General features: G+C 68.3%; 21 protein-coding genes and 1 pseudogene. 17 read left to right on the plus strand and 5 right to left on the minus strand.

Going from position 1 to position 16,362, the window contains the following annotated elements; translation table 11 throughout:
• Window positions 1-65 precede the first annotated feature (65 nt).
• On the minus strand, window positions 66-548 hold the full coding sequence (locus tag AB0C30_RS43830; protein ID WP_357955320.1) for a hypothetical protein: 483 nt from the start codon (window positions 546-548) through the stop codon (window positions 66-68).
• 227 nt (window positions 549-775) lie between these two features.
• Between AB0C30_RS43830 and AB0C30_RS43835 the strand changes: the two genes are divergently transcribed.
• From AB0C30_RS43835 to AB0C30_RS43845, 3 genes and pseudogenes are all read left to right on the plus strand, one after another.
• On the plus strand, window positions 776-1,159 hold the full coding sequence (locus AB0C30_RS43835; RefSeq protein ID WP_357955461.1) for a pyridoxamine 5'-phosphate oxidase family protein: 384 nt from the start codon (window positions 776-778) through the stop codon (window positions 1,157-1,159).
• 469 nt (window positions 1,160-1,628) lie between these two features.
• A pseudogene (locus AB0C30_RS43840) lies at window positions 1,629-1,694 on the plus strand (TetR family transcriptional regulator); the annotation flags it as partial.
• A gap of 45 nt (window positions 1,695-1,739) precedes the next feature.
• The gene (locus tag AB0C30_RS43845; RefSeq protein ID WP_357955464.1) at window positions 1,740-2,102 is read left to right on the plus strand and encodes a TetR/AcrR family transcriptional regulator C-terminal domain-containing protein; all 363 of its coding nucleotides are present in this window, start codon (window positions 1,740-1,742) and stop codon (window positions 2,100-2,102) included.
• Here AB0C30_RS43845 and AB0C30_RS43850 read toward each other — a convergent pair.
• Entirely contained in the window at window positions 2,062-2,865 is an 804-nt protein-coding gene (locus tag AB0C30_RS43850) for an SDR family oxidoreductase (protein ID WP_357955322.1), read from the minus strand. The genes AB0C30_RS43845 and AB0C30_RS43850 overlap by 41 nt on opposite strands.
• A gap of 73 nt (window positions 2,866-2,938) precedes the next feature.
• On the opposite strand from AB0C30_RS43850, the gene AB0C30_RS43855 reads away from it, so the two are divergent.
• Window positions 2,939-3,529 carry a TetR family transcriptional regulator gene (locus tag AB0C30_RS43855; RefSeq protein WP_357955324.1) on the plus strand — a complete coding sequence of 197 codons (591 nt, stop codon included), beginning with the start codon at window positions 2,939-2,941 and terminating at the stop codon, window positions 3,527-3,529.
• Between the two features lie 486 nt (window positions 3,530-4,015).
• Here AB0C30_RS43855 and AB0C30_RS43860 read toward each other — a convergent pair whose 3' ends face one another.
• Together AB0C30_RS43860 and AB0C30_RS43865 are read right to left on the minus strand one after the other, a co-directional pair.
• The gene (locus AB0C30_RS43860) at window positions 4,016-4,198 is read right to left on the minus strand and encodes a hypothetical protein (RefSeq protein WP_357955326.1); all 183 of its coding nucleotides are present in this window, start codon (window positions 4,196-4,198) and stop codon (window positions 4,016-4,018) included.
• Window positions 4,191-5,174, minus strand: a complete 984-nt coding sequence (locus tag AB0C30_RS43865; RefSeq protein ID WP_357955328.1) for a zinc-binding dehydrogenase — start codon at window positions 5,172-5,174, stop codon at window positions 4,191-4,193. The genes AB0C30_RS43860 and AB0C30_RS43865 overlap by 8 nt, the downstream gene beginning before the upstream one ends.
• Before the next feature lie 85 nt (window positions 5,175-5,259).
• On the opposite strand from AB0C30_RS43865, the gene AB0C30_RS43870 reads away from it, so the two are divergent.
• The 4 genes from AB0C30_RS43870 to AB0C30_RS43885 all read left to right on the plus strand — a co-directional run bounded on the left by AB0C30_RS43870 (window position 5,260) and on the right by AB0C30_RS43885 (window position 8,659).
• Complete coding sequence (locus tag AB0C30_RS43870) at window positions 5,260-5,943, plus strand: helix-turn-helix domain-containing protein (protein WP_357955330.1); 684 nt, start codon at window positions 5,260-5,262, stop codon at window positions 5,941-5,943.
• A gap of 93 nt (window positions 5,944-6,036) precedes the next feature.
• The gene (locus tag AB0C30_RS43875) at window positions 6,037-6,450 is read left to right on the plus strand and encodes a hypothetical protein (protein WP_357955332.1); all 414 of its coding nucleotides are present in this window, start codon (window positions 6,037-6,039) and stop codon (window positions 6,448-6,450) included.
• Between the two features lie 285 nt (window positions 6,451-6,735).
• Window positions 6,736-7,758 (plus strand): TerC family protein, encoded by a 1,023-nt coding sequence (locus AB0C30_RS43880; protein ID WP_357955334.1) that lies wholly within the window; start codon window positions 6,736-6,738, stop codon window positions 7,756-7,758.
• 274 nt (window positions 7,759-8,032) lie between these two features.
• Entirely contained in the window at window positions 8,033-8,659 is a 627-nt protein-coding gene (locus tag AB0C30_RS43885) for an ester cyclase (protein WP_357955336.1), read from the plus strand.
• A gap of 57 nt (window positions 8,660-8,716) precedes the next feature.
• Here AB0C30_RS43885 and AB0C30_RS43890 read toward each other — a convergent pair whose 3' ends face one another.
• Window positions 8,717-8,980 (minus strand): hypothetical protein, encoded by a 264-nt coding sequence (locus tag AB0C30_RS43890; RefSeq protein ID WP_357955338.1) that lies wholly within the window; start codon window positions 8,978-8,980, stop codon window positions 8,717-8,719.
• Window positions 8,981-9,209: 229 nt separating this feature from the next.
• Here AB0C30_RS43890 and AB0C30_RS43895 point away from each other — a divergent pair, with 229 nt between their 5' ends.
• The 9 genes from AB0C30_RS43895 to AB0C30_RS43935 all read left to right on the plus strand — a co-directional run bounded on the left by AB0C30_RS43895 (window position 9,210) and on the right by AB0C30_RS43935 (window position 16,326).
• Complete coding sequence (locus tag AB0C30_RS43895) at window positions 9,210-9,443, plus strand: winged helix-turn-helix domain-containing protein (protein WP_357955340.1); 234 nt, start codon at window positions 9,210-9,212, stop codon at window positions 9,441-9,443.
• Window positions 9,440-9,919, plus strand: coding sequence for a Clp protease N-terminal domain-containing protein (locus AB0C30_RS43900; RefSeq protein ID WP_357955342.1), 480 nt, complete (start codon window positions 9,440-9,442; stop codon window positions 9,917-9,919). Before AB0C30_RS43895 ends, AB0C30_RS43900 begins: the two co-directional genes overlap by 4 nt.
• A gap of 204 nt (window positions 9,920-10,123) precedes the next feature.
• A complete protein-coding gene (locus AB0C30_RS43905) occupies window positions 10,124-11,026 on the plus strand; it encodes an ABC transporter ATP-binding protein (RefSeq protein ID WP_357955344.1) in 903 nt (300 codons plus the stop codon).
• Complete coding sequence (locus AB0C30_RS43910) at window positions 11,023-11,868, plus strand: ABC transporter permease (protein WP_357955346.1); 846 nt, start codon at window positions 11,023-11,025, stop codon at window positions 11,866-11,868. Before AB0C30_RS43905 ends, AB0C30_RS43910 begins: the two co-directional genes overlap by 4 nt.
• Before the next feature lie 235 nt (window positions 11,869-12,103).
• Window positions 12,104-12,859 (plus strand): SDR family oxidoreductase, encoded by a 756-nt coding sequence (locus tag AB0C30_RS43915; protein ID WP_357955348.1) that lies wholly within the window; start codon window positions 12,104-12,106, stop codon window positions 12,857-12,859.
• A gap of 74 nt (window positions 12,860-12,933) precedes the next feature.
• The gene (locus AB0C30_RS43920; RefSeq protein ID WP_357955350.1) at window positions 12,934-13,803 is read left to right on the plus strand and encodes an ABC transporter substrate-binding protein; all 870 of its coding nucleotides are present in this window, start codon (window positions 12,934-12,936) and stop codon (window positions 13,801-13,803) included.
• Window positions 13,804-14,132: 329 nt separating this feature from the next.
• Window positions 14,133-14,525, plus strand: coding sequence for a GntR family transcriptional regulator (locus AB0C30_RS43925; RefSeq protein ID WP_357955352.1), 393 nt, complete (start codon window positions 14,133-14,135; stop codon window positions 14,523-14,525).
• Complete coding sequence (locus AB0C30_RS43930) at window positions 14,522-15,367, plus strand: ABC transporter ATP-binding protein (RefSeq protein WP_357955354.1); 846 nt, start codon at window positions 14,522-14,524, stop codon at window positions 15,365-15,367. Before AB0C30_RS43925 ends, AB0C30_RS43930 begins: the two co-directional genes overlap by 4 nt.
• Complete coding sequence (locus AB0C30_RS43935) at window positions 15,364-16,326, plus strand: hypothetical protein (RefSeq protein ID WP_357955356.1); 963 nt, start codon at window positions 15,364-15,366, stop codon at window positions 16,324-16,326. The genes AB0C30_RS43930 and AB0C30_RS43935 overlap by 4 nt, the downstream gene beginning before the upstream one ends.
• Window positions 16,327-16,362 lie beyond the last annotated feature (36 nt).

Genomic DNA, 16,362 nt, shown 5'->3' on the forward strand with positions numbered 1-16,362 from the left:
AAGATCAGAGCTTAAACGACAAGCTTAGACAGTGCGCTCCTCGCCCACTCACCGTGAGAGCTGGGTTAGTTCAGATCTTCGGTGATCGTCCAACGGCGGCTATCGCCGATCTTGGCGAGCTGCCGGCGCAGCACCGTAATCCGTTCGCGCGCGTCCGGCCCAGCGATCCCGATCGTGATGCGCTCATCGGTCGCGTGATAGCTGGTCCGCCGATCGCCCGCCGCGACCCGGCACGCCGCGTTGATGGCGGCTCGCAGCCGGGCCACTTTCCGTGGATCACCTTGCTCGCCGAACCCTTCGATCGTCACGGACGAGAACAGCGGTGCGAGACGCAGGCCGTCCTGCCGCTTGACAGCGTCCAGCTCTTCCTGATCGGCACTCAGATCCTTCAGGATCCTGTCCCGGTCGACCGAGCTGATCGGCCTACGGCCGAGCCAGTCAGGCCAGCCATCAGGCCGAGTTGGCACGACCCGCACCGGCTCGAACGGAGGCGGCGCAGCTGCCTCACCGGCCTTGTCCTCAGCATCGGCGGTCGCGCTGTCGCTCAAACAAGTCTCCTCGTGCCACGCCCGCGTGACAGCTCGTGATCTTCTCCCGATCGTAGCGGTCGTTTCCAGGCCGATGACCTACAGAGAGGACAGGCGTGTCCGCATCGTGGGCGCCCTCCTCCACCCACGCCCATTCGCAATCTGCCTGACCTGCGGCGGAGGCTTATCGTTCAATTCCGGCCGGATAGTCCCAAGACCCCTACCTGCCGGACCAAGGACTCGGCCGCCTGGCGACCCTCGCCCCAGACGGGTCTCCCCACGTTCAGCCGGTCGCGATCTGGTTCGACCCCGAGACCGAGGCCGTCCGGATCGGCGGTCCGGAGCTGACCAAGAGCCGCAAGTACAAGAACGTCCTGGCCGACCCCCGGGTCTCCCTCGTCATCGACGACCAGTCGCCGACGCCCAACACCCTCGGCCAGACCGGCCGCGGCATCGAACTGCGCGGCCACGCCGAGATCCTTTTCCTGGACCCGCCGCTCCACCCGGCCTTCGACCACGAGACCCTGCGCATCCGGCCGCACCGCGTGATCGCTTGGAACCTCGAGCCGATCAGCAGTCCGTCCTTCGGAAGCGGCTTCCACCTTCAGGGCTACAACTCCCGCGACGTCTGACCGCCTCCCCGGTAGGCGATCTGCACCGGAGGTCTTCTGCTGCCGGAAGCAGCAGAGACGAGTCGTCGTCTCAGTCTTGGGGTTATGACGTAGCCGACCATGAGCAGGGGTGCTCTTTCGATCTTCACTTACCTGCGTCCAGGCGTGTTTTGCCTGGTTAGCGTGGTTGCGGTCATGTAAGCGAGGGCGAATACGTCGTTTTGAAGGGTTCCGTGTGGAGCCGGCGGGCTAACCGGGCTCACCCTTCCAGGCCAGACACCTCAGGGTGCTTGACCGGCGATCCGGGCCGGCGACCCACGCAGACGGCAGCCGTCACTGCGGAGAGACACGCCATGGCGAACAGGGTCGGAAACATCACCGTCCCGGCCGGCCGCCGCAGGCCACGCTCGCGGCGCGGATGCGCCACCTCATCTCGGTCGCCGGCGACGAGTTCGTCGCGCGGGGGTTCTCCTAGGCCGGCGTCTCGCGCCTCGCCCGGGACGCCGGGATGTCGAAGAAGACGATCTACGCACGCTTCCTGAACAAGGACGCTCTGCTCGTCGCCGTGGTCGAGGACCTCGTGGGGGGAGCGCGCGAGGCCGTGCTGAACGGCATGACCGCCATGGCGGATCCGCCCGCGCAGGTGCTGACCCGATTCGGGATGCAGATAGCCCGGGACTGGACCGCACCACGCGTGGTGGCCATCTACCGGCTGATCGTCAGCGAGGTCGGTCGCTTTCCTCGGCTCGCGGAAATCTTCACGACGACGATGGAGATGATGCGCTCGACGCTCACGACGTACCTGCGCGAACAGGCCGACGCCGGCACACTGGCGATCATCGACCCCGATGCTGGTGGCGCTGTTCCTCGACGGCTATGCGGTCGGCGCACCCCGACAATGCTGACCGCGGAATGGTCAAGCGCTAGGCGTGGCTCATGGCGCGGCGCTGCGTTGAACCCATGAACCGGACGACGACGCGCCGCGGCAGGAACTTGCCGGCCAGCGCCAGCGGACGACCGTTGGTGATCACCGACGGCGGGGCGGAGCGGCGGTCGACCGTGTCGAGGGCGATCCTCACGACGTCCTCGGGGGTCGCCCGCTCCGCGCCGTAATCGGCCGACTGGCTGCCGGCGGCGTCGAAGAACTCGGTCTGCATCGCACCCGGGCACACGGCCAGGACGCGCAGACCGGTGCCGCGGGTCTCCTCCCACAGCGATTCGGTGAAGCTGAGGACGAACGCCTTGGTGGCGCCGTAGACGCTCAGGTACGGGGTCGGCTGGAAGCCCAGCAGGCTCGCCACGTTGATCAGGACGCCGGAGCCGGCGGAGGTCAGCGGACCGATGTAGGCGCGGCTGAGGTCGACCAGCGCGCCGACATTCAACGCGATCATGCTCTGCAGACGTTCCGGGTCCTCCTCGGTGAAGACGTTGTGGGTGCCGAAGCCCGCGTTGTTGACGAGCCCGGTGGCGTAGATGCCGCGCGATTCGAGCTCGGCACGCAACGTGCGGCCGGCGTCGGGCAGACCGAGGTCGCGGGCGATAGTGGTCACCGTGACGCCGTGGGCGCGGGTCAGTTCGCCGGCCAGGCTCTCGAGCCGGTCCGCCCGGCGGGCGACGAGCACGAGATTCGAGCCGCGGCGGGCCAATTGGCGGGCGAATTCCGCACCGAGACCGGAGCTGGCCCCGGTGACGATCGTGGTCTGGTTCGAGTAGTCAATCTTCGTCATGCACAACACTGTATGCACGACTCTGCACGCAGTGCAAGTTGCTATATCACGTGAACCACTGTACCTTCGGTGCATGTCCCAGAAGCCGGTACCCCTTCGTGAGCAGACCCGCTCGGTGGTGCGTTCGCTGCTCGCCCGCACCGCTGTCGAGCTGTTCACCGTCAAGGGGTTCGATGACACGACGGTCGAGGAGGTCGCCGCCGCGGCGGGTGTCTCCCGGCGGACGCTGTTCAACTACTTCCGTAACAAGGAAGACCTCGCGCTCAGCGGCTTGGACGAACAGGGCGAGCTGATCGCCGCGCGTCTGGCCGAGCGGCCGGCCGACGAGGATGCCTGGGCGTCGCTGCGGGCGGCGTTCCAGGTCCTCGAAGAGATCCAGATGACGGCGGAGCGGCGACTCGAGCTGATCACGTTCCTGTTCGGCAACGACTCGCTACGCGCCGGCCACGCCGAGAAGCAGGCCCGGTGGCAGGACCTGCTCGCACCGCTGATCGAGCCACGACTGCCGACCTCCGACCGCCGCACCCTCGAGGCCCGCGCCATCGCAGCCGCGGCGATCACCTGCCTGCAGGCTGCCAACGAGGAATGGGTGCGCCTCGGCGGGCAGGTGGACCTGTTCGACCTCTACGACACGGCCGTGCGGGCCATCCGCCGCAACGCCTGAAACCCGACCGCACCCGCCCATAGGGCGCACCGCGCGAAACTTCTACACGCCCGCCGGGCTCCGCACGGTCGGCGCGCTCGTCTTCGACCACCACACGCACCTGCGCCACGACATGGCCCCAGCACTCGGCCGGCCCCTGCCGCCCACCGAGGCCGATCGGATGCGGGCGGTCCTGACGTGGATGATCGCCGTGGATGGCGAGATCCTTGATGCCGAACACGATCGTCAAAGGAGTCAGCAGCGACAGGACCACACTGACCGCGTCCAGCCGCCCGGAAGCCGAAGCGCGAGATTCAGGGATCAGGAAAGGGCCGGTGACCAGCAGCAGGGCCATGGCCGGAAAGGCGAGCAGGAACACCGCCCCCACCAGAAGTACTGCAACAGCACACCGCCGACCAGCAGGATCCGGCGGTGCCCGAGACGGTCGCCGAGCGTACCCATCGTGACCAGCGATCCGGCGACCATGAAACCGTAGATGTCGGTGATCTACAGCAGCTGGGGACCGTCGAGCTCCAGCTCGGCGCTCAGGCTTGGCAGCGCCAGATAGAGCACCGACATGTTCATCATGACCAACACGGCGGGAATGCCCAGAACCGCCAGGGCGATCCACCCCCGGACTCCGGCTCTGGCAGAGGGCTTGCGAGATATGTGGGTTCCGATCTCAGCCACGCGCATCGCCGGCGGGAATGAGCAAGGTCTTGCCGGTGGTGGTCCGCGACTCGATCGCTCGATGCGCGGCGGCTGCCGACTCGAGCGGGAAGGTCTGGCCGATGACCGGCCGCAATCTCCCGTCGGCCGCGAGGTTCAGCGCGTCGACGATGAGCGCGCGCGTCTGGGCCGGGCTCGGCGCGGCGGTGCGGCCGATGACGCCGATGGAGCGTGCCCGGAGCCGGCCTTCGTCGAGTTCGGCGTCGGCGCCGCTGGCCATTCCGTAGATGCTCACGCGTCCGCCTTCACGTAGCGCCCCGATCGCCTCGGTGCCGATCCGGCCGCCGACCCCGTCGAAGACGAGATCGAGTCCGACGCCGCCGGTCGCCTCCATCACCCGATCCAGCCAGTCAGGCCGGGAGTAGTCGACATAGGAGGCCGCGCCCAGCGAGGTGACCAGCTCGGCCTTGCCGGCGCCGCGGGCGGCGCCGATCACGTGGGCATCCGCCGCGGCGGCGAGTTGCACCAGCAGGCTGCCGACACCTCCTCCCGCGGCCTCCACGAGGATCCGATCGGCTGGCTTGATCTCCGCCTGTCGGTGCAGCAGCAGCGCCGTACGCCCATCGGCCAGCAGCGCGACCGCATCTTTCAGCTCCAGACCCGCGGGAACCGGAACCGCATCCTGTGCCCGAGCCAGCGCCAGCTCGGCGTAACCGCCCTCGCCGCCGGTGGTGGTGACCACGACCGTCCCCCTCAGGGCCGGGTCCACGTCCGGTCCGGTAGCGACGATGCGACCGCCCACGCCATTGCCGGGGATGCGGGGTAGCGCGGGCCTGCCGAACGGCCCGTCGCCCGAGCGCACCTGCGTCTCGACGAACGTGATACTCGCGTACGCCACCGCGACGAGCACCTGCCCCGGCCCTGGCAGGGGATCTTCGACCTGCCGGATCCGCAAGACCTCCGGCCCTCCGAACTCTTCCATCACCACAGCTCGCATGACACTCCTTCAAACGGATAAATTCGCTTCGTTTGGGAACGCTATAACGGAGTGAATCGCTCCGCAAGGCGACTACAGTGAGCGCATGGCCCGCAAAGCTCCCCGGCACGCAGAAGCGGAACGCAACGACCACGCCCTTCTGGAGGCCGCCAAGAAGGTCCTGGCCCTGGACGGAGCGCATGCGTCGGTGGCGACGATCGCCGCACGCGCCGGAGTAGGCATCGCCAGCCTCTATCGCCGCTACCGTTCCAAGGACGAGCTCTTCCAGCACCTGTGCGCGTTGTCACTCGACCAGTGGATTTCGGCCGCCGAACGCGGCCTGCAGCATGACGACCCCTGGGCGGGGCTCGCTCACTACATCGGCGCCTGCGTGGAGTTCAGCGGCGGCTCTCTCGGGCCGCTGGCCGGCACGATCGCCGTCACCGACGAGATGGCCGCCAAGTTCACCAGGTCCGATGAGCTGATGCGAGACCTGGTGGCCCGCGCGCACGCTGCTGGAGTGCTCAGACCGGACGCCACGGCCATGGACATCTCGCTACTGATCGAACAACTCGGCAAGTCCCCCCTGATCGAACAGCTCGACCGGCAGGGCCGCGCCGACCTGCTCGAGGCAGCCCACAACGCCCGAAAGCGTACGATCGCCATCGCTCTCGACGGCCTGCGCCCCCGCCACCCCCAACTGCCCGGGATCGCGCCCTCGCCCGCCCTCCTCACCGAACGCTGGGAGCACACCCCCACAGACTCGACGAGGTCGCCAGAACGGTCATAGATCAAGAGGGCCGGTCGACACAAACGCTCGTTTGCGAGAACTGTGTCCCTGGCTTCAAGGGGACTCGGGGTCGGACTCGGTTGAGTTTGGCTAGTGAACGAACTGCTGGGTGAGGTCGTGGTGGCCAAGGACGCGCACGCCAGTCGTGTCCAGCTGGAAGTTGACCTGCCAGATTTCGACTCCCTGGCGCAGGGCCTCTGCGACGTGGGCTGCTACCTGGTCGTGCCGTTTGCTCTTGAGGACGTCGCGGTCACCGAGGCGGCCGACCCCGCGCGGTCACATCTGGCCTGGGCGCATGAGGAGCTTCAGCGCCGTCCCATCACGCCGGTGACCAGACGCGAGCTGCACCAGTTCGGGCTCATGCTGCGGGGAAAGCCGCCGACGAAATTCTTCCACCGGTCACCGACCGGCAACTCATTGACTTCATTGGACCGTCCTGCTGTCCTTCACCACGCTGTCAACGGAATGCCGCACGTCGCTCAACGTCACACTCGGCACTGCTCTTGAAATCACCGCCAAAGGCGCTCTAGGCCGAGGGGGATCATGGAGCCCTCCCCGCGAACGAGTGACGACAGGTCCATCCTCGGCCAAAGAGACCGAGAACGCAGCACCGCACCTTCTGCATTCGTATGTATGATCGCAGGCGAAGTGGAGGGGAGTACTCCTTCGCGGCCACGTCGTCATCACGGACCCGCCTCGGGGCCCGGCGCGGTCGGTCCGCGACGCCGCGGGCGGAGAAGACCTCCGACGGACGTGTCAACGCCAAGTCGGAGGAGCGCTATGCCCCCACCTATGTCCGTGCCCGCTTGGCTGTGGGCGGCCACCATCGCCGCCCTGCTCGGGCTTATCCTTCTCGACCTGATCATCGCCAACAGGAGACCCCACCAGGTCACGCTCGCCGAGTCGGCCCGGTGGATCGCCTTCTACATCGGCTGTGCCGTCGCTTTCGGCGCAGCCGTGTGGATCTTCGGCGGCGATGACCACGCGGCCTCCTACATCACCGGCTACATCACCGAGTACACGCTGAGCGTCGACAACCTGTTCATCTTCATGCTCATCATGGCGAACTTCGCCGTGCCCGCGATCCACCAGCACCGCGTGCTGCTCATCGGGATCATGATGGCGCTGGTCATGCGCGGGATCTTCATCAGCGTGGGCGCGCAGGCCGTACAGCACTTCAGCTGGGTGTTCTGGCTCTTCGGCGGCATCCTCATCTACACCGCGTGGAAATTCGCCTTCGACAGCAATGACGACGAGGAGTACGACCCCAACGGCGGCGTCGTACGGCTGGTGCGCAGGCTGTTCCCGGTCACCGACGACTACCACGGCTCACGGCTGACCATCAAACAGGACGGCCGCCGCCTGCTGACCCCGATGTTCATCGTCGTCATCGCCATCGGCGGCGCGGATCTGGTCTTCGCGGTCGACTCGATCCCCGCGATCTTCGGCATCACCCAGGACGCCTACCTGGTCTTCGCGGCCAACGTGTTCGCACTGATGGGGCTGAGACAGTTGTACTTCCTGCTCGGCGGGCTGGTGGAGAAACTCGTCTACCTCACCTACGGCCTGGCGGTCATCCTCGGCTTCATCGGCGTGAAACTCATCCTGCACGCCCTGCACGAGAACGAGCTGCCGTTCATCAACGGCGGCGAGCACGTCACCTGGGTCCCTGAGATCAACAACTGGATCTCGCTGGCCGTCATCGTCACCGTGCTCGCCGTCACGACGGCGGCCAGCCTGCTCAAGTCCAGGCGCGACACACTACAGGCCGCCGAGCCGTCCACGTCCGAGCCCGCCGACCAGGCGCGCGACTAACCCCGAGGCAGGCTCGCCGACCGGCGGTGAAGCATGAGCCAGCCGAGGGTGCGCTCAGCCGCCCAGCGGCGCGGCAGCGGGGTGCGGCCTCTGGTGGCCTGCACGAAGGACAAACGACGGGCCTACGAGCTCGGCTTGACCCCGCACTCATCGGCGACGGGTGTCATCTGAGGTCTTGTGACCGTTGGGGTCGAGCGCCGTCCGTGCCCGGACCGCGTGCCTGAGCACGTGGTCCGGCCTGTGTGGCGTCGCGTCAGGCGGAAGCGTTGTCGGATTGGCCTCCCTGGTCCAGCAGCGCGTTGATCATCTCCTGAACAGTCAGGAGGCGGATCATCACTCACGTGCCGCGCCGCTGGCCGGCGTTGGCGTCACAATCCGAGGAGCTATCTCGTCGGTAGCTACCGAGGCGCCGATTTCATCGCCAGGCGTCCATGACCGCATCATCTCGATCCAAGGAGAAGGCGACATGTCGACAGCTCAGGAAGCACGCAACAAGGAGACGTACCACCGGTTCCACGAGGCCATCAACAGTGGCGATCTGGAGGTTATCTCGAAGGCGGTCGACGAGCTCATTCACCCGGACGGGCAGTTCCACACGGCGGAGCGGACTGACGCGAACGCGGTGCAGGCGCAAAAGCGCATATGGGAGATCCTCCTGCGCGCGTATCCCGACATCCGCATAACGCTCGAGGACCTGATCGCCGAGGAAGACAAGATCGTCGCTCGGCAGACGGTCACCGGGACCAACTCCGGTGAATACCGGGGCATGCCCCCGACCGGCAAGTCCGTCACCTACCACGAGATCTTCATCATCCGCTTCGCCGACGGCCAGATCACCGACATCTGGGGAGTCGTCGACCTCTATTCACAGCTGCGGCAACTCGGCCATATCCCGGCATAGTGCGCCCACCGCTAGAAAGCCCGGTGACAGCCGCCGAGCCGAGAGCCCGGACCGTCCTCAGCTCATGAAGACGACCTGAATGAGTACGGCGACCGCCGCCCCGGCCCCCGTGACGCTGCCCACGACTGCGAAGGGGAATTCTTCGGTTCGCCGGTTCCTGACGTACCCGGACAAGCCACTGGCGAACTGCGCGGCGAACGCGCAGGCGGCGGCCCCCAGAACCCCGAGAACGCTCGTACCGCCCAGTTTGTCGGCGAAGACGGTGTAGTACAGGAGCTCGAAGGTGATCACCACGCCGGCCGCGGGCAGCCCCCAGGTCAACCAGAGGTTGTCGGGGGTCTGGATCCGAGGTCGGCGCGGTGCGTTGGCCGGGTGCGGGGCTCTGCTGTCGCGTCGGCGATCCCGTTTCCGCTGGCGTCTTTTACTGGCATTGCTCCCCACTCCCCATCAACGAACCCGATGATCGCGAGGTTCCACGAACTGCCCGCCGCCTGAGATTCTAAGCAACCGGCGTTGACTATCGGACGATTAGTCAACTACGGTTGCTTATATGCCGGTCGAAGACGTACCCGTTCCCAAGGATCCCGCCGACTCGCTGGCGGCCGTCGTGGCGCTGCGGCTCTTGGCCGATCGGCTGGAGGACGCCGCCGTGGAGCAGGCCATGCGCGCGGGCTGGAGCTGGCCGGATGTCGCCGAGGCCCTCGGCGTCACCCGTCAGGCGGTTCACAAGAAGCACGTCAAGCGGCTCATCGCCGCCGGAGTCGCGCTGAGGAGACGACAGTGAGTGCGATCGATCACTACATCAACGCGATCATCGAGCAGGGGGCGGCGGAGGCGCAAGAGGATGGGTCCTCGGCGATCGAGGCGCACCATCTTCTGCTGGCGATCGCGGCCGGCGAAGGCACCGCCGCCCACCGCGTCCTGACCGCTGCCGGGCTCGGGCGGCAGGCGATCCGGGACGCGCTCGACCGGGAGTTCGAGCACAGCCTGAGCGCGGTCGGCGTGAGCGTCGCCTCCTTCGACCTCCCCAAGCCCGCCGCCGCCCCCGAGCCTCCGAAGCTCGGCGCTTCGGCGCGGCTCGCGATCGAACGCGGCTTCACCGCCGCCACCGGCAAGAAGGACCTGCGTCCGGCGCATCTGCTGCTCGGCATCCTGGACACCGAGATCGGCACGGTCCCCCGCGCGCTCGCCTTGGCCGGTCTGGACCGGGTGGATCTGATGGCACGCGCTCGGGAGGCGCTCGCCGGAAACAGCTGGTAGGCCCACCGCCTCGCCTGCCCGTCTGAACCGTCCCGTTCTGCACCGTCCCGGTCTGGCGTTCCTCGACGCCACCTGATTCTCATTGTCCGGCCTGGGCCGCAGCCGCCCGCGCAGCGACGCGGGCCCCTCGGCTCAGGCCGTGATCTGGCATGCCCTCGCAACGCCTCACGCAAGGGCCCTCAATCCACGAAGAAAGGTCATCTCATGACGACGAGCGACAAGGTCGTGCTCGACGTCGGCGGGCTGCGCATGCGCTACGGCTCGGTCGACGTCCTGCACGACGTCACCTTCCACGCCCGCCACGGCGAGGTGCTGGCCCTGCTGGGCCCGAACGGTGCCGGCAAGACCACCACGATCGAGATCCTGGAGGGCTTCCGCACCCGCTCACAGGGCCAGGTCAAGGTGCTCGGCACCGACCCCGCGCACGGCGACGAGCGGTGGCGGGCCCGGCTCGGGGTCGTGCTGCAGTCCTGGCGCGATCACGGCAAATGGCGCGTACGCGAGTTCTTGACCCACCTCGGCACCCACTACGCCCCGTACACCACCCCGCGGATAAAGCGGCCCTGGCACCCCGACGAGCTGATCGAGGCGGTCGGCCTGACCGAGCACGCCGGCAAGAAGCTCAGGACGCTGTCCGGCGGACAGCGGCGCAGACTGGACGTAGCGATCGGCCTGGTGGGCCGTCCCGAGCTGCTGTTCCTCGACGAGCCCACCGCCTCGTTCGACCCGCAGGCCAGACACGAGTTCCACGATCTGGTACGACGCGTCGTCGGCACCGGCGAGACCACCGTCCTGCTCACCACCCACGATCTGGACGAGGCCGAGAAGCTGGCCGACCGCATCCTCGTACTCAACGGCGGCCGGATCATCGCCGACGGCACGGCCGGCGAACTCGCGCAGCGGATCACCGGCGAGGACGAGGTGCGCTGGCTGCGCGGCGGGCAGCGCTTCACGGAGCGGACCACGGACTCGACCAAGCTCGCCCGCGAGCTGTTCGCCCGATACGGCGACGACATCCACGAGCTCGAAGTCCACCGTGCCTCGCTGGAGCAGACCTATCTCTCCCTGGTCCGCCAGGCCGAATCTCCCCAGGAGGCCACTCGATGAACCCGGCCACGACCGTACTGCGCACCGGCTGGACCCGCGGCCGCATCGAGCTGCGGCAGTCGTTCACCAACGGCGCCGACCTGTTCTCCCACTTCCTCTGGCCCGGACTGATGGTGGCCACCATGTTCTTCATCCGGGACCTGCCCTTCGGATCCAGCGGGCTCCTGCTGGGCACGCTGGCGCTGCCGAGCATCCTGGGCATGAACGCCGCGACCGGCATGATCAGCATGAGCCAGCAACTCACCGCCGACCGCGAGGACGGCACCCTGCTGCGCGCCAAGGCGACCCCGCACGGGATGCCCGCCTATCTCATCGGCAAGGTGATCTCGGTCTCCGGCGGTCTCTTAGCCGATCTGGTCATCTTCCTGGTGCCTGCCATGCTCCTCGTCGAGGGCCTGCGGATCGGCCCCGGCTCCTGGCCCACTCTGGCCTGGACGCTGGCGCTCGGCCTGGTCGCGACCCTGCCGCTCGGCGCGGTCCTGGGCTCGGTGTTCACCAGCGCACGCGCCCAGGGGCTCGTCCAGCTACCGTTCCTGGCCATGATCGGCATCTCCGGCATCTTCTACCCGATCACCGCGCTGCCCGAGTGGCTGCAACGGATCGCCCAGGCCTTCCCGATCTACTGGATGGGCCTGGGCACGCGGTCAGCCCTGCTGCCGGACTCCGCGGCGGCCATCGAGATCGGGCAATCCTGGCGACACCTGGAGACCGTCGGCGTACTCGGCGCCTGGGCGGTGCTCGGCCTGCTCCTGGCGCCGGTGGTGCTGCGCCGGATGGCGCGCGGCGAGTCCGGCTCAACCATGACGGCACGCCGCGAGCGCGCCCTGCAGCGGGTCGGATGACGCCATAACCGGCAACCGACCGAAGCGATAGAACCCCATGTGACCGGGTATGCGGAGCTCATGGGGGAGCACAGCGAAATCGAGTCATTAGGCGACCACGGATAGCCCGCGCGCATCCGCCTCTTTGGAGCGATCCCCTTTAACAGACCCCCACCATCAACGATGTACGACTCCGGGCTGTCATACCGACGCCCGCGATGACGAGCATCCCGCGAAAAGAGCAGGGGGTGGGCCCGTGACTGGGGTGACCAGCAGGGTGGCATTGGTGACCGGGTCCAGCAGCGGAATCGGCGCGGCCACCGCGCGCCTTCTGGCCGCGCGAGGGATGCGCGTGGTGGTCAACTACCTCCGCAGCGGCGCGGCGGCCGAGGAGATCGTGTCCGGCATCGAGGCCGCGGGCGGCCAGGCCATGGCCGTGCAGGCCGACGTACGCGAGGTGGCGGCGGTCGAGAGCCTGACCGAGCGGGTCAGGGTGGCATGGGGCGGCATCGACGTGCTCGTGCACAACGCGCTCACCCCGTACGCGATCAAGCCGTTCCAGGACATGACGTGGGAAGAACTGGGCGGCAAGCTCGACGACGAGATGCGTGCGGCGTACGTGATCACCAAAGCCGTCCTGCCCTCCATGACCGAACAGGGCTGGGGACGCATCGTCTACATCAGTACGGGCCTCAGCCACCGGCCCCGGAAGAACATGATCGCACTGGGCACGGCCAAGGCCGCACTGGTGCAGTTCGCCCGGTACCTCGCCCAGGAGCTGGGCCCGCAGGGCATCACGGTCAACGTCGTCGAGCCCGGCCCGGTGGAGGACACCCGCATTGCGGCGAAGGCGCTCGACGAAGAGCAGAAGAGGCAGCAGGTGGCCGCCACTCCCCTGGGCCGCCTGGCACAGACGGGCGACGTCGCCCAAGTGGTCGCCTTCTACGCCAGCGAGGACAACGGCTTCATGACCGGCACGACGGCCGCGGTCGACGGCGGGATGTCCATGTAGTGAGGCCGTCAGTCTGGCCGGCATCCGGTACACCGTCACGGCACGCGCGGCGACATGATCAAGGAAAGACGTCCATGGACACGATCGATCTCACCTTCGTCGGGCGTGGCCTGCACGAGGAACTGGCCGCCTACATCGCCGACCAGCAGGACTATTACGCCGACGAGGGCGTCCACGTCGCGCTGCGCGACGGCTGCGCCTGGGACAACGAGCGGGTGCGCCACGGCGCCACCATCGGGCTCGGCCGGGCACTGCTGACCCGGCTGGCCGATGGCATCCCCTGGGTCGCACTCAATGTCAACACCCATCGCCCGCTGTTCTGGTTCCTCGCCCGCTCCGGCCTGACCTCACTGGCCGACCTGGCCGGCCGGCGGCTGGCGATCCACGCCCCCCACACCGCACCCGGCTGCTTCGCTCGGATCGTCCTGCGCCAGGCCGGCCTCGACCCGGACCGCGACATCCAGACCATCGTCCGCCCGCCCGGCGACTACGGCATGGACCTGCGCCGGCTGCGCGACGGAAAGATCGACGCCGCCTTGGTCGGCAGCACCATGGCACCGGAAGCGGTGGCCGCCGAGAACGGCTGGCAGGTGCTTGCCTGGATCGGCGACCACTTCCAGATCCCCACCGTAGGCGTGGCCGTCGATCCCACCTACGTCCAGCCGGACGACCCCGCGGTCCAGGCGGTCGTACGAGCCCACCGGCGCGCCCTGGAGACGATCCGCAACGAACCCGACATCACGCTGCGACACATGCAGACGTTCATCGGCCGACACACCGCGGACGAAGTCCGGGCCCACTACGAGACGTTCATCGCACCGTATTTCCACACCGACGGCCAGGCCGACCTCGACGTCGGTGCCGCCGCGATCACCGCGGTCGCCGCCGAACTCGGCATCCCCGCCACCGTCACCGCGGCCGAGTTCTACCGCACCGCACCCTAGGCAAGACCGCCACCCGGCGCTGACCCGCCTGGCCGAAGCCCGCGCGGCCGCGTGGTGGGAATGGTCCGTCCTATAGTTCATGACCGCCGACTCTGCTCAGGCCATCCGCCGTCGCGTCGAATCCGACGAAGAACAACTCGCCGTTGACCCGATCCCGTTCTTCGAGCACGGCGGCCAGGAGCGCTTCCTTCGTCGGAAAGTGATGCGCCAGGCCATCCGTGACACCCCGCAGTCCGCGGCGATCCGCACCATGCTCGCGTCCCAGGTTGACAACGGACGGTCGAATCCAACACCCTTTCACTATTCGAATAGTGAAAGGGTGCTTTCGGTTGATCGAGTTCAACCTGGACCGCGGCTCGGGGGTTTCGACGTACCTGCAGCTCGTTCACCAGGTCAAACAGGCGCTCCGGCTCGGTACGCTGCGGCCCGGCGACCAGTTGCCGACCGCTCGCGAGGTGGTCGAGACCTTGGCCATCAACCCCAACACCGTGCTCAAGGCGTACCGGGAGCTGGAGCGCGAAGGGCTGGTCGAGGGGCGGCCGGGGATGGGGACGTTCGTCCGGCAGGGCATCGCGGGTGCGACGCTCGCCGAGCACACGCGGTTGCGGCGCGGCCTGGAGGCGTGGGTGCGCGAGGCCCGCGGGGCCGGGCTTGATCAGGAGGATCTGCGGGCGCTGTTCAATGTGGTCCTGGCCGACGTCGCGAAGGAGGGCGTGGCATGAGTCCCAGACTGGAGGCCACCGGGCTGGGAGTCCGCTATCGCCGTACGTGGGCGTTGCGCGACTGCTCACTGTCCGTGCCCACGGGACGTGTGGCGGCGCTCGTCGGGCCCAACGGCGCGGGCAAGACCACGCTCATGCACGCGGCCGTCGGCCTGCTGCGACCCGCGCGGGGAAGCGTCCGCGTGGCCGGCGAGGCGGCGTTCGTGGCGCAGGACAAGCCGCTGTACGACAGCTTCACCGTCGCCGAGATGCTCACCTTCGGCCGCCGCATGAACACCCGCTGGGACGACGCCGCCGCGGCCGGCCGGCTCGCCGGGCTGGGCATCCCGTTGGAGCGGAAGGTGAGCGGACTGTCGGGCGGACAGCAGGCGCAGGTGGCGGTCACGCTGGCGCTGGCCTGCCGGCCCGACCTGCTGGTGCTGGACGAACCGCTGGCCAACCTCGACCCTCTCGCCCGCCACGAGGTGATGCGCTCGATCATGGCGGAGGTGGCCGAACGGGAGCTGACCGTACTGCTGTCCTCGCACGTCGTCTCCGACCTGGAGGAGACGTGCGACTGGCTGATCGTGCTGAACGGAGGCCGGCTGCAGGTCAGCGGTGACATCGAGGACCTGCTCGACGGGCATCTCGTGCTCACCGGGCCGGAGGAGGCGTCGGCGGCGGGGACACGGGTGGTGGGCGCGAGCCGTACCGGCAGGCAGGTCAGCATGCTGATCAGGGGCGCGCCCCCGCTCGATCCGCGCTGGCAGGCGCGGCGCCCCGGACTGGAAGAACTCGTCATGGGCTACCTGCGCAGCCCCGAGTCGGCGGCACTGCCGGGCCTGACGGGGGTGGGCGCGTGATCTGGGTGACGTGGCGCCAGCACCGGGCACAGCTCCTCGTGACGGCGGGCTTCCTGGTGCTGCTGGGAGTGCTGCTGCTGGGTTCGGCGCTGGAGGCGAGCCGGTACGTGGCCGAGCACGCCCCGCCCGGCTGCCCGGGGCCCGCCGTGGCGTGCGGAGACCTGGCGGTGGCGCTCGGGCAGCGTTACGACGCGGCCTACTCGGTGTTCGGCTGGATGCCGCTGGTGGCGCCGGCGCTGATCGGGGCGTTCTGGGGCGCGCCGCTGCTCGGCCGCGAGTACGAGCGCGGCACCCACCGCCTGGCCTGGACCCAGTCCGTGCCCGTGTGGCGGTGGCTGGCGGTCAAGCTGTCGATCCTGGGCGGGGCGGTCGTGGCGGGCGGGCTGCTGCTGTCGCTCATGGTCAGCCTGTGGCGGCCGGTGTTCAGGGCGGGCGTCGACTCCACGTTCGGCAACATCGGTGTGTTCAACATGGTCGGGGTGGAGCCGGCGGCGTGGTGGCTGTACGCGTTCGCGCTCGGCACCGCGGCCGGCACCCTGTTCCGGCGTACGCTGCCCGCGATGGCACTGGTCGTGGCCGTGGTGGCGGTCACGATGGTCACGCTGTTCAAGCTGAGCGACTTCTACGCCGAGCCGGCGCGTACCGAGCTGTCCGGCACCGTGCTGCTGGACGATCCCGACGCCCGGCTGGTGAGCGCCGCCTGGGTGGAGCCGTCCGGGAGAGAGGTCGCCGAGCCGGCTGGCAGTGGCTGCCCGCGGCGGGTGGATGCGGGGCAGAGCAACAAGAACGCCGAGGCGTGGCAGGCGTGCCTGTTCGGCAAGGGTTACCGGTACGCCGTCTACTACCATCCGTCGTCCAGATTCTGGCGCTTCCAGTGGACCGAGGCGGCGATCCTGACGCTCGCGTCGGCGGCCTTCGGCGGCCTGGCCGTACGCCGCACCCTCCGCCGCCCCGGCTGACAGGCCTCCTCCGTCAGCGGGGGCGATCCAGCGGCA

Source organism: Nonomuraea sp. NPDC048901, from assembly GCF_040649695.1.
In the GTDB taxonomy this organism is placed as follows: domain Bacteria; phylum Actinomycetota; class Actinomycetes; order Streptosporangiales; family Streptosporangiaceae; genus Nonomuraea.

Excerpts from the sequence above, each read along its gene's own strand:
- AB0C30_RS43850 (WP_357955322.1), bottom strand. The coding sequence starts at position 2,865 with ATGACGAAGATTGACTACTCGAACCAGACCACGATCGTCACCGGGGCC.
- AB0C30_RS43855 (WP_357955324.1), top strand. The coding sequence starts at position 2,939 with ATGTCCCAGAAGCCGGTACCCCTTCGTGAGCAGACCCGCTCGGTGGTG.
- AB0C30_RS43865 (WP_357955328.1), bottom strand. The coding sequence starts at position 5,174 with ATGCGAGCTGTGGTGATGGAAGAGTTCGGAGGGCCGGAGGTCTTGCGG.
- AB0C30_RS43870 (WP_357955330.1), top strand. The coding sequence starts at position 5,260 with ATGGCCCGCAAAGCTCCCCGGCACGCAGAAGCGGAACGCAACGACCAC.
- AB0C30_RS43880 (WP_357955334.1), top strand. The coding sequence starts at position 6,736 with ATGTCCGTGCCCGCTTGGCTGTGGGCGGCCACCATCGCCGCCCTGCTC.
- AB0C30_RS43895 (WP_357955340.1), top strand. The coding sequence starts at position 9,210 with ATGCCGGTCGAAGACGTACCCGTTCCCAAGGATCCCGCCGACTCGCTG.
- AB0C30_RS43905 (WP_357955344.1), top strand. The coding sequence starts at position 10,124 with ATGACGACGAGCGACAAGGTCGTGCTCGACGTCGGCGGGCTGCGCATG.
- AB0C30_RS43910 (WP_357955346.1), top strand. The coding sequence starts at position 11,023 with ATGAACCCGGCCACGACCGTACTGCGCACCGGCTGGACCCGCGGCCGC.
- AB0C30_RS43920 (WP_357955350.1), top strand. The coding sequence starts at position 12,934 with ATGGACACGATCGATCTCACCTTCGTCGGGCGTGGCCTGCACGAGGAA.
- AB0C30_RS43930 (WP_357955354.1), top strand. The coding sequence starts at position 14,522 with ATGAGTCCCAGACTGGAGGCCACCGGGCTGGGAGTCCGCTATCGCCGT.